Raw genomic sequence first — 15,024 nt, 5'->3', positions numbered from 1 at the left:
TCCGGATTTATAATACGGACAGGAGCGCATTTTTCAGTTTTTGGAAATGCAAAACCTCGTCCAATTTGGAACCGTTTTCCAATCTCAAAAGAAACGTATCCCGAACCTGTCCGGAATCCGTTACCGCTTTAAAGGAAAGGATGTCTATCCCGAATAGGAAGAGAATTTGGGAGATCTCGAACAGGATCCCCGAGCGATCCCTCATCCTCAGGTCCATTACGGTGGAATCGCTGATTTCGGAATTAAAGAGAAAAATTTCGGGAGTCTCTTCCAATTTCATCCGCAGCGTTTCCGTCTTTTCCGGATGTCTGGCGAGGTAGTTCATCACCGAAATTCCGCCGTAAAAGAGTTCCTTTAAGTCCTTATGAATGGCGTTCAAGTGTTCCTCTTTCATCCGTTCGTCGTCCAGCCTTCGAACGATGAAGATATCCTGGATGTATCCGTCCGTGGATGTTTCCGCGATTGCCTCCTCTATATTCCAACCGTGAACGTACAAAACGGCGGTCACTCTATAGATGATTCCGATCTCGTTTTTGGAAATATTGACCTTTAAGGCGTATGCATCCCCCCTGGGGATGCAGGAAATGTGAAGCGGTTTTTCCGTTGTTGGAATCGTCATATCGCCTCCTAAAGCGGTCTGCTGAATTCTTACGCAATCCGGCTCGGAACTTACTTCTCGTTGCCCGCTTTCCCTTTATATTGCAAAAGTCATGCCTATCCTGTTAGTATAGAATAAAAACCGAATTAAGCTCCCTTTTTATCGAAGAATCCGTCCCGAAAATTAAAAAACCGAGTACGATTAGAGTGCGAACTTCAACCCTATATTCGCCGCATAGATCTTGTCGTTCGTTACCATCGCTTCCGCCAGGACCTTAAAGGTAAGAAGGTTCACTTCCACTCCCCCCAAAAAGTAATTCGTCTGCGTTCTGGCATTGGCGGTTCCGGTGAGATCCAAACGAAGAGTTCCGCTGGCGCCCCCGCTCAATTGCTGGATCACCGCCGCAGGCAGTCCGGAAGAAGTGGGAACGTTAACCGCAAGATACAGGGGTCCGTTTACGTCCAGATTCACCTTTGCGTAGCCGGTATTATTGCTTACTCCGGCCCCTACGAATACTGTAAGAAAATAGAATAACCTGAGTCCCGTTCGAATATCCACGGGAACGGACTGAGCCTTGTTTCTGTAACCGAATGAAACGGTTTCGTCCCACCTACCCACGGCGGATCCGAAGTTGACCTGGGCTGCGGAATTCACTCCGGGAGCGTACGAGAGGGTCACGTTCTCGCTCTGCCGATGGAATCCTACCCCTAAACTCAACCCGGTAAAGCCGAAGAAATCCAGACGAGTGTATCTCTCTCTCAACAATTGGAATCGAAGGGTCACTCCCGCGTTATTGAAATTTCCGTTTAGATGGACTCCGTTATTCGCTTGGTTCGTGAGAGTCTTCAAATCTCCGGACCCGACATTTCCCTGGAATCCGTGCACGTACAAATTCAGTCGATGCAAAAAAGAACGTTGGGAATCGGGAATGTCCGCGGAGCGATCCGGTTGGTCGGATTGTCCTTTGCCGAACAGCCAACCCAAATTCACCGCCAGCATCAGGGACGGGTTTACGGAGGCTCCTACGTTCGGAAAATTCGGCAGAGTCGTGCCATTGTAGGAAACCGTAATATCGTTGTGTTTGACTCCCGCAACTCCTAGACCTGCTCCGATCTGGAATCGGTTCACCGTACCCGGCCCCATCATAGACGCGCCTACGTTGCTCATTACCGCCGAGTCCGCCATGGACTTCGTGACCTGGTTCAAATATTGGGTCTGGATGGAGAGAGCCAATCCGTTAAAATCGGACTGTATGTTCGACGGAATCATCGTACATACGTTGTTGCCTGTCAGCGGAGGAGTACAAGTGATCTGAGCTTGCAGCCCGGAAAAAGGGAACGAATATACGGAAACACCTAAAATAACAAAGGCGATGGCTTTTACACACCGCCTTAAAACGTTCTTAATTTGAGACATCTCGCCCATAGTAAACTAGGACGAAGAGAAAGTCGAGATTCTTTCAGAGACCGAGGCTGCTGCCAATAATTTCTTTCATAATCTCGGTAGTTCCCGCATAGATCGTTTGAATTCTCGCGTCCAGATACGCGCGGGCGATCGGATATTCCATCATATATCCGTATCCTCCGAAGAACTGAAGACAAAGATCCGTGTGTCTTTTTTGCATCTCGGTGGAATAATACTTGGCCATGGACGCTTCCACAGTCAATTTATTTCCTTTCATATGCTCGGCGACTACCTTATCGACGAACGTACGGCACATTTCCAACTCGGTGGTCATCTCCGCCATTTGGAATTTGATATGCTGGAAGGATCCGATTTTCTTACCGAAGGCCATCCTTTCCTTGATGTATTTCAAGGTCATCTTGTGCACCAATGCAGTCGCTTCGACCGCGGCAACGGCCAGAACCAATCGTTCTTGGGCAAGTTTCATCATCAGATATCGGAAACCTTGTCCGCCCTTGCCGATCACGTTCTCCTTGGGAACTTTTACGTCATTAAAATACAGCTCCGAAGTGTCTTGGGCTTTAAGGCCGATTTTCTCGAGGTTTCTACCCCGTTCGAAGCCTTTCATTCCCTCTTCTATCATAACAAGCGAGATCGTTCCGTTTTCATGTTTTACGGCGGTAATCACTAAATTCGCCAATTGACCGTTCGAAATAAACGTCTTCTGTCCGTTAACGAGATAGTGATCTCCCTTGTCCACGGCGGAAGTACGGATGCTTTTTAGATCCGAACCGGCGCCCGGTTCCGTCATAGCGACCGCTAAAACGCTATCGCCGGAACAACAACCCGGTAACCAACGTTTTTTTTGTTCGTCGGTCGCATACGCGGAGATATAAGGTGCAATTACGTCGTTGTGAAGAGATATGAAAAAACCGCTGTTTCCTACTTTTGCGGATTCTTCTATTACGACTATGTTATATAGAAAATCCGCTCCCGAGCCGCCGTACTCCTCGGGCACATCCGGACATAATAGACCGCTGGTTCCCGCTTTTTTCCAAAGCTCTTTCGGAACTTTTCCCACCTTTTCCCATTCATGATGGTGTGGAGCCACTTCGGTCTCGAAAAATTTGCGAGCCATTTCCCGGAACGCTTCGTGTTCCTCTGTGAATTGCAGGACTCTTTCCATTCCTATTCCCTCGTTTTAGTAGACGGTATTCATTCTCATGTAAACGCCGGGATTTCTCTTTATATACTGGATGAGTTCGTTCTGGGAAATGGAGTACAATTCCGCATCCGATTCCGCGACGAACATATAATTCGCAGCCAGCTTTTTGGAAATCGCATAGATTTCCCCGACAAAATCCCCGTCCGTAAGATCGGCCAATTTGTTTCCGTTCTGGTAGACGCTTACTTTTCCATGACGAATGATATACGCCTCATGGTAAAACGATTTTTCCTTGATCAATACTGAACCGGCGTTCACTTTAGAAAGCCTCATGATCATTTCCAACTGGGTGACCTGGTGACTGGTCAATCCTTTGAAGTGTCTGGATTCGATGAGAGTCTTCCAGGAATTGCTGTCCCGAATGCTGTTCAGTCTGATCAGATTTTGACGAAGGTCCGTGTTCCGAATGAATTGCAAAAATTTATTCTTTTCCACCGTGAGAGCAACGACGTCGGTTTCGGCAAATACGTCCGCAGCTCTCGGAAGATCCAACACGAGAGACGCTTCTCCGAAATACTCGTATTGACCGTATCGTTTCACGGGAACGGCTTCGGAGGACGTATCCAAACCCTCGAACTTCACGTTTCCGGACGCGATAATATAGAACTTATCCCCTAGCGTCCCTTTCCGGATGATGAGATCCCCTCTTTTGTATCTCTCTTCTCTCACGATCAAAAGGAACTCTTTGGCTTTCTCGATCGGAAACCCGCTGAAAATATCGATCTGGCTGAGTATATCCAGAAGATTGTACGCCTCGATATGTTTGGGAGGAGTGATTTCGGGATAAAGGGTGTTCTCGATCCCGAATTTCGCCAGATTCAATTTGGTTCCGGGCGGCATATCTTTTCGCGCGATATGATAGACGGTGATCTTCTCCTGGATCGTGAGCGGAAGACTTGCCAAATAACTGATTCGAGTGTGAAGCGGAGGAATCCCTGCCTCGTGGTAGATCACCCTTCTATCCCAAGGAAACTCCTTCAGGAATTTCCAGCGGGATTCGGGAAGCACCCCTTCCTTGTACATCTTATCGTGAATTTCCGGTTCGTTCAGGTGATCGGAAGTGTATACGAAAGACTGGTCCTGAAAAAAGAATTCGAAACCGACGGAAGGGATGGAATGCAAAGCATAATGAAAATTGAATTCTCCTCCGTTGATCATCACGGGCCTTCCTATGATGATGGGCTGAAAATTGAAGAGCTCCAACAATTCCTTTTTCGGAATCTTAGTTAGAGCGGAATATTTCCGGAGAAAACTCTCCATCACCGTTGCGGTCGCGTGGATCGTGATCTTAGTTTCTTCCAATATTTTTTGGAAGGTGCCTGCGTCGTGATCGGCGTGACAATGAGTCAGAATGACGTGATTGATCAGCTTAGGATTCACGTTGGAACTCCGCAGCCATTCCGTGGAATTCACGGGAGGATCCACCATGATTCCTTGGTGATTGAGCCAGATGATGAATCCGGAAGTATTATCGTCCGGATCGAATCCGTGCGAAGGGCCGAGACAGGTGATTCCTAAAAGGGGCGGCTGAAACGGTTCCTTGAGACGGGTACCAATATCGTATTTTATGTTGAAGCCCACTTCTCCCGGAAGTTCCGTCTCTTTGCTCCCGTCCGTAATCCTGAAATCTCCCGAAGGAAGTTTCCGAACGATGACTTTTCCGAGAGTCACCATGTTATCGGAAGCGAAGACTTTGAAATCCACCACGTCGTCCAGGCCCTTATAGCTTCTGAAGTAAGCCATCTCGGCGCGCATATCCGGGAAGCCGAAAGAGTCGGCTCCGTTCAGGTATTCCGATTCGAGATTGATCTCCTCCGGGCCCATTAAGGATTCCTTAAGAACGGTGATCAATTGTTCCTTTTGCTCCTCGGTACAGATGATGGTGGTTTTTTTCTGGCGAAGAAAGAAATTGAAATAGATGGGGAACTCAAGCTCGGCAGTACTGATGCCTTTTTCCACATGAAAGAACTTGTTCGGAAGAATGAATACGAGCGGAGTCTTTTTTTCCGCCATGGTATCCTTGATCGTTTCCGGAGGCGATCCGATTTGGAAAAAACCTTCGCTGGTCTCGACAAGATAGCCGCCGCGCTGGAGTTCGATGTATTCCCTAGATTGTTCTTTTAGCATGAAAGATTCCTGACGAATCGCCTCTACGAAGAGGCCTTATTTGTGCCTTTCGATGAAATTCTTGATCTGAGCTTTGGGAAGTGCGCCTATGATCTTGTCGACGAGTTGTCCGTCCTTAAAAAGCAATAGCGTAGGCAGGGATTGGATTCCTAATTTTTGAGCCGTATCCTGATTGTCGTCTACGTTCAATTTCTTGATTTTCAAAACTTCATTCAGTTCGTTGGAAAGCTCTTCGAGTACCGGAGAGACCATTCTACAGGGACCGCACCATTCGGCCCAGCAGTCTACTAAAACCATTCCACCGGAGATTTCCGTTTGAAATGTTGCGTCGTTGATTTCGGACAATGCCATGAGTTCGTTTTTACTCCTTTTTTTTCCCACTCTTTACAACAGATGAGACGGGTCTATTTCTTCTTTTTCTTCTTTTCCTTCTCCGCTTCGATTGATTCCACCTTCTCTTTCAGGGATTCGATCAGCGTTTTCGTCTTACCCAAATCCTCGGTTTCTCCCGTGGTCTGGAGGATCTTCCGGTTTACCTCCAAAAGCGAGATGGATTTTTTCAGATCACCCGCGTCCTGCGTGGACAAATCGAATTTAGCCCGGTATTCTTGAGCCGCAAAGTTACATAGCTCCAGAATCAGGTTATAATGTTCCTGACGCGGATAATAATACGGGTTCTCTAAGTCTCTTTCTTTTTCGAAAGCCCGGAAGTCAAAAAGATTCTTACTAAGAATCGCGATTTTGAAATGTATTTCCGGAAAGCTCCATTTCCATTTGGAGTTGGATCCGAACGCGTCGATCGTTTTGTTCGTGCAGAGACGAAGTCCTTTTACGTAATTCAATCTTTGGATAGGATTGAACTGTAGGATTTTCGCCAATAAATCTTTGTTTTCGGCCAAACCCCCGTCGATATCCACACCTACCACTTTTTCCATAAAAGAGATCGCGCTATAGATTTCCTTTCTTCCTTGGTTCAGATAGGTATCCGATTTCAGATCCAAAATCACCACGGAAATCTCGTTGATCAGCAGGCAAGTATTGATGTTTTTTATCGCATTGAGGGAAAGAGCAACGTTGAAATAGGGCTCCATCTTAGGGTCTTTCCGGGACTGTGCCTTAAGTAGGTTTCCTTCCTTCTTTAAATCCTCTAAATAGGCTCGGAAATCGCCCAGCTTTTCCTGGAACTCCTGCTTCTGCTCCTTTGTTAAGGCCATTCTTTTATACCTGCACGTTAATGATGCCGCCGGTGGATAACGCGTAAACGTAGTCGGAATTGGGGGTCTTTTCCTCTTCCTTTCCGTCCGTTTTTTCCATGGGAGGCTCCGCTCCAGGCTGGGACACTGGGGGAAAAGAAGACACCGCATCGAAAGGCGAAGATTCTACTCTCATTTTCCTGTATTTCCTTGCCGGAAGCTCTTTTAGAATTATCGGCTATGGGCTACTATCTATTTGACAGATAAAACCTGCGGGAAATCCTAACAAAGGAGGAAGATCCATGTTTTTACCCCTGGCATTCATCGGTAACCTAGGTTGGCCGGAAATCCTCATTATCCTGTTTTTAGCACTCCTGCTTTTCGGAGGCAAGCGACTTCCCTCGTTGGCTAAAGATTTGGGGGACGGCATCCGCCAATTTAGAAAATCCCTTTCCGGAGATCCCGAGAGTGAATCTCCAAAAATACAAGAACCTGAGAACAAAACGACTCAGACTACATCCAAAAAATCCAAAAAGTCCGCTTAAATCAGTACCGAGCCGCGGAGGCGTTTCGTCCTGCGGCTTTTTCCTAACGAAAGAGCTATCGACTCCCCCCAGGAATGCCCGCAAAAAAAAAGAAAATCCAGGCGCTCGAGTCAAAGGAACCGGCACCGGTCTCCCACCCGGATTCGGTCTCCCGCGACCAGGAAAAATATATGACCTTAGGAGAGCACCTGGAGGAACTCCGGCTCGTACTCATCCGAACCCTGTTGGTTTTTTCCGTCTTCTTCTTGGCGTCCCTTTTTTTCGGGGAAGAAATCCATAAAATTTTTACGAGACCCTACAAACGGGTTTTGGGAGAAGGCGCCACCTTTTACCAGATCAAGCTCATGGCGCCGTTCATGGTCTATCTCCGGACCGGATTCATGGTTTCCCTGCTCTTAAGTTTTCCATTCACTCTAGTTTTTCTCTGGAGCTTTGTCGCTCCTGCATTGGAATCCAAGACGGCGAGACTAGGCAGGGTTCTCATCGCATTCTCCACCCTTTTGTTTTGGTTGGGAGTTTGGCTTTGCTGGACACAAGCCTTCGAGAACTTTCTAAAAATCTTTCTAGTAACCTTCCGTCCCTTGGATATAGAAACCAAGCTTCCGATAGACGAGTACTACGACGTATTTTTCAATATCCATCTGATCTTCGGATTGGCTTTTCAGCTCCCGATCGTTCTGATCCTACTCGGAGCGCTCGGAATTCTGAAGACTTCCTTTTTACTTTCCCACTGGAGGGAGGCGATTCTGGGACTGGCTGTCGCGGCCGCCGTTCTTTCTCCCGGTCCGGACGTGATCTCGATGCTGATGCTATTCGTCCCGCTCGTGGTATTATTCGCGATTTCGATTTTTATAATGAAGTTGATCGAAAAGAAGAAATAGCCGGAAGCCCGGAAGGATCAGGCGATCTTAGGCTCTTTTTTGAGCACTAATTTCGGCGGCTTGGTTCCATTGACCGCGTCTTCGGTGATGACCACTTCCTCCACGTCTTTGCGAGAAGGAATCTCGTACATCAGATCTAACATCAGATTTTCCACGATTGCACGCAGTCCTCTGGCTCCGGATTCCCTTTCGATCGCGAGCTGAGCGATCCTGTCTATGGCGGCCTCTTCGAAGGATAACTTAACGTTTTCCATTTCCAAAATCTTGGTGTATTGGCGCAGAATGGAATTCTTAGGCTCGCGGAAGATTCTTTTCAACATCTCAACGCTGAGATCCTGCAATGTCGCGATCACCGGCATCCTTCCGATGAATTCGGGAATCAGACCGAATTTCATCAAGTCTTCGGGGATGACCCTGGACAGAATTTCTCCCTTGCTCTCGTCACGGAGTTGTTTGCCGCCCTTCTCGTCGCTGCCGAAACCGATGGTTTTGACCCCGGTCCTGGTTTTGATGATGTTTTCCAGATCTACGAAGGCTCCCCCTAGAATGAAGAGTATATTCTTCGTATCCACCTGTAAGTATTCCTGGTGGGGATGCTTCCTTCCGCCTTGGGGAGGCACGTTTGCCACAGTGCCTTCTATGATTTTCAACAAAGCTTGCTGCACGCCCTCGCCGCTTACGTCCCTTGTAATGGAGGCGCTATCCGACTTTCTGGCGATCTTATCCACTTCGTCTATGTAGATGATTCCGATCTCAGCTTTCTTAATATCGTTATCCGCGTTTTGGATAAGCTTCAAAATGATGTTTTCGACGTCTTCCCCGACGTATCCGGCCTCCGTCAACGCAGTGGCGTCAACGATGGCAAAAGGGACTTTGATGATGCGAGCCAGAGTCTGGGCCAGAAGGGTTTTTCCGGATCCGGTAGGTCCGATCAAAAGTATATTCGATTTTTCTAATTCAATATCGGACTTTTTGTCCTTCAGATAAATCCGCTTGTAATGGTTGTAAACGGCAACGGAAAGAGCTTTTTTGGCGTGGTCTTGGCCGATAACGTATTGGTCCAATATGGATTTGATGGCGGCAGGATTCGGAACTTCCCCTAATAACTCCGTACGTTCCTTTTCCTGTTCCGGTTCTTCGGCGATGATTTCATTGCAAAGCGAGATACATTCGTCGCAAATGTACACCCCAGGGCCGGCCACGAGCCGCTTGACCGAATCCTGTTCCTTTCCGCAGAAAGAACAAAAGAGTTTTTGTTTGCCATTGGTTCCGGTCGGTTTCTTTGCCACGATGCCTATCCTTTCCCCTTGATCAGTTTTTGCCGCGTTCTATGGAAATAACGGAATCCAAAATGCCGTAGGCCTGCGCTTCCTCAGCGGTCATGTAAAGATCCCGTTCCGTATCTCTTTGGATCTGCTCTATCGATTTTCCCGTATGCTTCGTATACAAGCCGTTCAGGATCTCTTTCAACTTTAGGACTTCCTTAGCCTGGATCGCAATGTCCGAAGCTTGACCGGTGGCTCCTCCGGTCGGTTGGTGCATCATGATTCTAGAATGCGGAAGAGCGGAACGTTTTCCCTTAGCCCCTCCCGCCAGAAGCAGAGCCGCCATGGAGGAAGCCTGTCCGACACAAAGCGTGCGCACATCCGCTTTAATATACTGCATGGTATCGTAAATGGCAAGCCCGGAAGACACGTATCCTCCGGGAGAATTGATGTACAAATATATGTCTCGATCCGGATTTTCCGCATCCAGGAATAAAAGCTGGGCGATCACCACATTCGCGTATTCGTCCGAGATCGCGTTTCCAAGGAAGATGATTCGATCCTTTAGAAGACGGGAATAGATATCGTAGGATCTTTCTCCCCGACCTGTTTGCTCGATGACGACTGGAATTACGCTCATACGCCTCCGCTTTCCTTGTTAGACAGGAATTCCTTAAGCTGTCGGATACTCATCTTCTCGTTGTATTTCTTTTCTACAAGCTCGAAGAGCGTATCGTCTATCTTTTTTGATAAAAAATTGTCCCGGTAAGATTCCAGAAGTTTCCCTTTTTCCAACTCTTTCCTAAAATCGGCCTCCTGCATCCCGTATCTTAAGGCGAGATCGGCCAATTCCTTGGAGAATTGTTCGTCGGATAGAACGATATTTTCCTGGGTTGCCAATTTCTGTCTGGCAAAATAGGCTTTGAGTCGGTTTTCCGCGATTCCTCTAAAGGAATTCCGAATTTCTTCCAGGGGCTTCCCGACCATTTCCGCGTATTTTTCGATCGGGGGAATCTGGTCGTCCGAAAGTCCGGCCCGTTGCCCCCTCCCCATGACGTCTCTCATCATGTTTCGGTAAACGTGCTCCGACTCTTCGGAAAGAAAGGATTCGGGAAAAACGAATTTGGAATCTTCGACCAATTCCTTATACACTTCCTCCAGTTTTTTGGCTTTTACCCCTTCCGTGTAATTTTTACGCAGGTTTTCCTTGATTTTTTCCTTCAAGGACGCCAAAGACTCGGAGCCGTCGTATTCGTTCGCAAGATCGTCGTCGGGCTCAGGGAGAACTTCTTTATAAACCGCTTTCAAAGTCATTTCGAACTGGATGGTTTTGCCGGCCAAATCTTCTCGAGGGTAATCTTGGGGATAGGAGTAGGAGAAAGTTTTCGGTTCCGCCATTTTCATCCCGTAGAGATTCTCGTCGAAGCCGGGTAGATTATTCGGCTCCCCTAATTTATAATCGCTAGATCCGTTTTTGGCGTTCCCGGATTCTTTTCCCTCTTCATGAACGATGAATTCCATGTCCACCGTGTCGCCGACCTGAGCGGTTTCCTCCGGTTCCCGGAGTAGTTTGCGAGCGAGTTGTTTCCGGATCGCTTCCAACTCGTCCAGGACATCATCGTCGGCTACGTTCACTTCCGGGAGCTTGATCTTGATTTTCTTATATTTTCCGAGGGTGACTTCCGGTTCCGTATCATAGACTGCGGTCGCTACTAGACTTTTTTCCGGTACGTAATCCTCGACGGTGAATTTCGGAAATCGTACCATCTTGTGCTCGAGTTGGTCCTTTAAGGAATCCACGGACTCGAACAAAAGGAGATTGATCGCGTCGCTCGCAACGGAGTCTCCTAGATGCCGTTTGACCATTGCCAAGGGAGCTTTTCCCGGTCGGAAGCCCGGCACTTTGAGGTCTTTCTGTTTTTGGACGTACGCCTTTTCGAAGGCTTTTTCTAGATCGCTCTTGTCAAAGGTTAACTTGAGGTCTACGGATGCGTTTGCGTTTTTCTTTGTCTTAAATTCCATGGATTGAGGCGCCGAAAGGCGAAAAAAAGAAAAAGCGGGAAACGGGATTCGAACCCGCGACCCCCTCCTTGGCAAGGAGGTGCTCTACCACTGAGCTATTCCCGCACGATTGGTAGAACCATCATTTTGACCCGGAACCGCCTGTAAACCGGTTTTTTGGGAAGAAAACGGTTGCTTGCAGCACAGGTCTCCGGGTAAAATTCCAAGCTACTTTTCTAAGGGAAAAGGATCGTATCCTGTCCGATTTCAGGCGGAAGAAAGTGTCTCAAAAATACGACATGACACTTTTACATATTATTTTATGTTTATGTAATCTTCCCAAAGGTTGATATTCCGAAAACCCTCCCTCTCCGATTTTGGCAATTCCAGTAACAGAGGATGCCGAGAGAGGATCTTGGACCGGGGGGAAACGTCGACGATCCGACCCGATTCGTACTCCGCCCACCAATCCGACAAATACTCCCGAGGAAAAAATCCGCACAAAGGTTCTAGTCCGTTCTCTCCGGTATAAAACACCCCTTCCGACGAATTTTTTCCCATAGATTTCAAGCGTTCTAGCGTACGGATCCGGACCTTCGGCATATCCACGGGAAGGGTCAAAATCGGGGAACGGATCCCGTTTTTGACGCAATGGGAAAATGCGCTCAAGATTCCTTTCAGAGGTCCGCCGAAAGAAAACGGTTCGTCGGGAAGAAGATTCTCGGGAGAGATCCATTCCGAATAGGAGGGAATCTGCTCTTTCCGCACCGAAACCAAAACGATAGAACACAAAAATTGCAACTTTCGGAAAGAATGAGTGAGAAAGAGGGATTCTTTTTTTCCCAAAGGTAACAAAGCCTTATCTCTCCCCATGCGGGAACTGAAGCCTCCCGCCAAAAGAACTCCGATCGGCTCAATGCCGATGTTGTTCATGGGCGCAACCTTGGGACCATTCCGAAGTGCCGTCCTCGAAAAATTCCCGCTTCCAAATCGGAACTTCGTGTTTGACCCGATCTATGATGTACCGATTGGCGGAATACGCCTCCTCACGATGCAGGGAACCCGTCGTAACGATCACGGCGATTTCCGAAATTTCCAATTTCCCGAGACGATGCCTACAGTCTGCGTGAAGCAAATCCCATTTTTTGCATGCGTCCGAAAGAATGGATCGTATCATCCGGTCCGCCATTTCGGGAAAGGCTTCGTATTCCAGATGATTCACTTTTCTTCCTTCGTTGATATTCCTGACGATCCCCGCAAAAAAAACGAAACCGCCCATTTCAGGTAAGTTCGGAAAACGTTCCGTCGGGACCAAAGGAGAAAACGTAATATGCTCGAATAACTCCACCGATTCCATACGACTAACCTCCGCTAGATGGAGGAAGCACCGCCACGCTCTGACCGTCGGAGAGAGAATAAGCGTCCTCTACGATCTCTTGGTTGACTGCAAACCGACTCACTCTTAAGAGACGGGAGGCCGACGGGTTTCTGACTTCCAGTGAAGAGCGTAATTCCGCGATCGTACTTCCGGATTTTACGAACAACTCTTCCATTGCGGGAAAATAATCCTTCATTGCGGCGAAACAGAGAAGTCGTATTTTCAAATTCAGCCTCCGATGTATTTCATGGAAAGTTCGCTTCCGATAAACCGGCTTTTTTTACTCTGCATGGCCAGTCCTAACGCCCGTACCGCACCGACTTCGTCTTCGGGAAGGTCGTAATTCTGGGGGTCGCTCAAACATCCGTAGATTTTTCCCGTCGCATCCATTCTAAGACGATTGCATCCTTCGCAAAACGGCTCCGTATGGTTGGCGATCAATCCGAATACGAAACCGTTCGAAGTCAGATAATAGCGCGCCGTGGATTCCAAAGGAGTATCGATCGGTTCGAACAGAAACTCCTCCTGGATTCTTTTCCGGATTTCCTCGGAAGAGACGAAAAGTCCGGAATGTTCCGGCACCAGAGGTCCCATTCTCATCAATTCCAAATAGCGGATGGGTAATTTTCTGACTCCGGCCCATTTCAGTAAGGGAAGAATTTGATCCTCGTTGTAACCTCTCACGATCGTGCTATTCAATTTCACCGGAAAGCCTAAGTCGGCGGCCTCTTCGATTCTCGAAAGCAATCTGGAGACGGAGAGATTCCTCCCTGTCATATGCGAAAAACCCGCCGGCGATAGGGAATCCAAAGAGAAATTCATCCGAGTCAAGCCGGAAGATTTCAAGGCCTGGATCAATCCGTCCGCAAAAAATCCGTTGGAGGTCAATGCGATTTCCGGAATGCCTTGCTCGGAAGCGATCCGGACCAATTCAGACAAGCCCTTATGGTTCGTGGGTTCCCCACCGGTCAGATGGACTTCCTTTACCTTCAGGTGGGAAGAGAGGACCTCCAGTTTTTTTCGAAACGTTTCCGGCGAAAGAAAAATCGCGTTCGTCTTAGGCCGAGCTGAGAATTCCGACTCCTCCGTTCCGGGAGCGCAGTAAACGCATCCGAAACCGCAGGAGGAAGTGACGCTAACCCTCAACACTTCGAATTTTCGGGACTCGGCTTCCGGCATAAATCCTATACTATCCCTCCGCTCCAATCTTGGAAACCAAAATCGAATATCCATGAAGCAAAGCGGGGAATCGAAAGCTCGGTGCGAAAGGAAAATCGGAGAAAACAAAAGAACTTGCGTATTCTAAGGGCGAGGGGTGAAATCATCAGTATGGACGAGGAGAGGAAAAAGTTTTTTTCCAGACAAATCCGGATTCCTTCTTTCGGGGAGATCGGACAGGAAAAACTTTTATCTTCTTCCGTGTTGGTGGTCGGTTTAGGGGGCCTAGGTTCTCCCGCCTCCCTGCACCTGGCCTCCGCCGGAGTCGGAAAGATAGGTTTGGTGGACTACGATCGGGTAGAGTTCAGCAATCTGCATAGACAGACCGCGTTCACTCTTTCGGATCTAGGAAAAAGAAAAACGGAGGTGACTGCCGAATTTCTCAAAAACCGGATCCCGAAGCTCGAGTTAGAGATTTTTTCCTTTCCCTTTTCGGACGACTTGTCCGAGGATTTTCTAAAAGGTTGGGATCTTGTCCTAGATTGCACGGACGACATCCAGACGAAATATTCCATCAATGATCGATGCGTACGGGATCGAAAACCCTTGTGTACGGCTTCTCTGTACCGGACCAGTGCGCAATTCGCAATCTTTTCTCCGGAAGGAAGGCCTTGTTATCGCTGTCTTTACCCGCGATTGGAATCGACAGACGCGATGAGCTGTGCAGACGGAGGAGTATTGGGAATCCAAACCGCTCTTGCCGGACTACAACAAGCCAATCTCGCGATCCGTTATCTACTCGATCCAAATTCCGTTTCCGTAAATTCACTTTATTTAATGGAATGGGAATCCCCCGTAATTTACGAAAGTACTATTCCTCCGAATCCGGCCTGCCTTGCCTGCGGTGACCGACCCTCTCCGGTAGAAAATAAGAATAGGCTCCGGGAAATTTCCATTTTGGAATATGCAAAAAATCGAAATGACCAAAGTTATCTCCTGCTGGATATCCGAGAGGAAGGAGAAAGAGCGGAGTATCCCATCTCCGGCTCGGAACATTTCCCTCTCAGCAGATTGACGAAGGGAGAAGTCCCTTCTCTACCTTCGGCTTCGATTTTAATCCTAATCTGTGAATCCGGAATGCGATCCTTAAAAGCGATCGATCTCTTAACGGATCGTTATCCGAACTCGTTTTCCCTAAAAGGGGGCAGAAGGGCCCTCGAATCCTTCCTTTCGGAAAAAACTTGAGATG

17 protein-coding genes and 1 tRNA gene are annotated in these 15,024 nt (G+C 48.0%); 3 read left to right on the top strand and 15 right to left on the bottom strand.

Annotated features, from left to right (window positions below; translation table 11 throughout):
* Nucleotides 1-7: 7 nt before the first annotated feature.
* The 7 genes from EHO61_RS13525 to EHO61_RS17245 form a co-directional block, all read right to left on the bottom strand.
* Complete coding sequence (locus EHO61_RS13525) at nucleotides 8-619, bottom strand: hypothetical protein (protein ID WP_135814087.1); 612 nt, start codon at nucleotides 617-619, stop codon at nucleotides 8-10.
* Between the two features lie 180 nt (nucleotides 620-799).
* Complete coding sequence (locus EHO61_RS13520) at nucleotides 800-2,023, bottom strand: Lsa36 family surface (lipo)protein (protein WP_135814086.1); 1,224 nt, start codon at nucleotides 2,021-2,023, stop codon at nucleotides 800-802.
* 34 nt (nucleotides 2,024-2,057) lie between these two features.
* Nucleotides 2,058-3,188: an acyl-CoA dehydrogenase family protein gene (locus tag EHO61_RS13515; RefSeq protein WP_135814085.1), complete on the bottom strand. Its 1,131-nt coding sequence runs from the start codon at nucleotides 3,186-3,188 to the stop codon at nucleotides 2,058-2,060.
* A 15-nt stretch (nucleotides 3,189-3,203) separates the two neighbouring features.
* A complete protein-coding gene (locus EHO61_RS13510; RefSeq protein WP_135814084.1) occupies nucleotides 3,204-5,354 on the bottom strand; it encodes a cAMP/cGMP-dependent 3',5'-cyclic-AMP/GMP phosphodiesterase in 2,151 nt (716 codons plus the stop codon).
* A gap of 36 nt (nucleotides 5,355-5,390) precedes the next feature.
* Nucleotides 5,391-5,705: a thioredoxin gene (gene trxA / locus EHO61_RS13505; protein WP_135769383.1), complete on the bottom strand. Its 315-nt coding sequence runs from the start codon at nucleotides 5,703-5,705 to the stop codon at nucleotides 5,391-5,393.
* Nucleotides 5,706-5,758: 53 nt separating this feature from the next.
* Entirely contained in the window at nucleotides 5,759-6,568 is an 810-nt protein-coding gene (locus EHO61_RS13500; protein ID WP_135814083.1) for a hypothetical protein, read from the bottom strand.
* A 4-nt stretch (nucleotides 6,569-6,572) separates the two neighbouring features.
* Nucleotides 6,573-6,743, bottom strand: coding sequence for a hypothetical protein (locus tag EHO61_RS17245; RefSeq protein WP_167884874.1), 171 nt, complete (start codon nucleotides 6,741-6,743; stop codon nucleotides 6,573-6,575).
* 106 nt (nucleotides 6,744-6,849) lie between these two features.
* Between EHO61_RS17245 and EHO61_RS13495 the strand changes: the two genes are divergently transcribed.
* Both EHO61_RS13495 and tatC read left to right on the top strand, forming a co-directional pair.
* Nucleotides 6,850-7,092 (top strand): Sec-independent protein translocase subunit TatA/TatB, encoded by a 243-nt coding sequence (locus EHO61_RS13495; RefSeq protein WP_135814082.1) that lies wholly within the window; start codon nucleotides 6,850-6,852, stop codon nucleotides 7,090-7,092.
* A gap of 74 nt (nucleotides 7,093-7,166) precedes the next feature.
* Complete coding sequence (gene tatC, locus EHO61_RS13490; protein ID WP_135814081.1) at nucleotides 7,167-7,973, top strand: twin-arginine translocase subunit TatC; 807 nt, start codon at nucleotides 7,167-7,169, stop codon at nucleotides 7,971-7,973.
* Nucleotides 7,974-7,990: 17 nt separating this feature from the next.
* Here tatC and clpX read toward each other — a convergent pair whose 3' ends face one another.
* From clpX to EHO61_RS13450, 8 genes are all read right to left on the bottom strand, one after another.
* Entirely contained in the window at nucleotides 7,991-9,262 is a 1,272-nt protein-coding gene (gene clpX, locus EHO61_RS13485; RefSeq protein ID WP_135769387.1) for an ATP-dependent Clp protease ATP-binding subunit ClpX, read from the bottom strand.
* A gap of 22 nt (nucleotides 9,263-9,284) precedes the next feature.
* Nucleotides 9,285-9,878: an ATP-dependent Clp endopeptidase proteolytic subunit ClpP gene (gene clpP, locus EHO61_RS13480; RefSeq protein WP_135814080.1), complete on the bottom strand. Its 594-nt coding sequence runs from the start codon at nucleotides 9,876-9,878 to the stop codon at nucleotides 9,285-9,287.
* Nucleotides 9,875-11,260, bottom strand: coding sequence for a trigger factor (gene tig / locus EHO61_RS13475; RefSeq protein WP_135814079.1), 1,386 nt, complete (start codon nucleotides 11,258-11,260; stop codon nucleotides 9,875-9,877). Before tig ends, clpP begins: the two co-directional genes overlap by 4 nt.
* 33 nt (nucleotides 11,261-11,293) lie before the next feature.
* A tRNA-Gly gene (locus EHO61_RS13470) sits at nucleotides 11,294-11,365 on the bottom strand.
* 189 nt (nucleotides 11,366-11,554) lie between these two features.
* A complete protein-coding gene (locus EHO61_RS13465) occupies nucleotides 11,555-12,172 on the bottom strand; it encodes a molybdenum cofactor guanylyltransferase (RefSeq protein WP_135814078.1) in 618 nt (205 codons plus the stop codon).
* The gene (locus EHO61_RS13460) at nucleotides 12,153-12,596 is read right to left on the bottom strand and encodes a molybdenum cofactor biosynthesis protein MoaE (RefSeq protein ID WP_135814077.1); all 444 of its coding nucleotides are present in this window, start codon (nucleotides 12,594-12,596) and stop codon (nucleotides 12,153-12,155) included. Before EHO61_RS13460 ends, EHO61_RS13465 begins: the two co-directional genes overlap by 20 nt.
* A gap of 4 nt (nucleotides 12,597-12,600) precedes the next feature.
* Nucleotides 12,601-12,843, bottom strand: coding sequence for a MoaD/ThiS family protein (locus tag EHO61_RS13455; protein WP_246032131.1), 243 nt, complete (start codon nucleotides 12,841-12,843; stop codon nucleotides 12,601-12,603).
* Between the two features lie 2 nt (nucleotides 12,844-12,845).
* Nucleotides 12,846-13,796 (bottom strand): GTP 3',8-cyclase MoaA, encoded by a 951-nt coding sequence (locus EHO61_RS13450; RefSeq protein ID WP_135814076.1) that lies wholly within the window; start codon nucleotides 13,794-13,796, stop codon nucleotides 12,846-12,848.
* Between the two features lie 114 nt (nucleotides 13,797-13,910).
* On the opposite strand from EHO61_RS13450, the gene EHO61_RS13445 reads away from it, so the two are divergent.
* Nucleotides 13,911-15,020, top strand: coding sequence for a ThiF family adenylyltransferase (locus EHO61_RS13445; RefSeq protein WP_342776066.1), 1,110 nt, complete (start codon nucleotides 13,911-13,913; stop codon nucleotides 15,018-15,020).
* The last annotated feature ends 4 nt before the right edge of the window (nucleotides 15,021-15,024 follow it).

This window comes from Leptospira fluminis (genome assembly GCF_004771275.1).
In the GTDB taxonomy this organism is placed as follows: Bacteria; Spirochaetota; Leptospiria; order Leptospirales; family Leptospiraceae; genus Leptospira_B; species Leptospira_B fluminis.
This window is presented reverse-complemented; position numbering and strand designations above follow the sequence as displayed.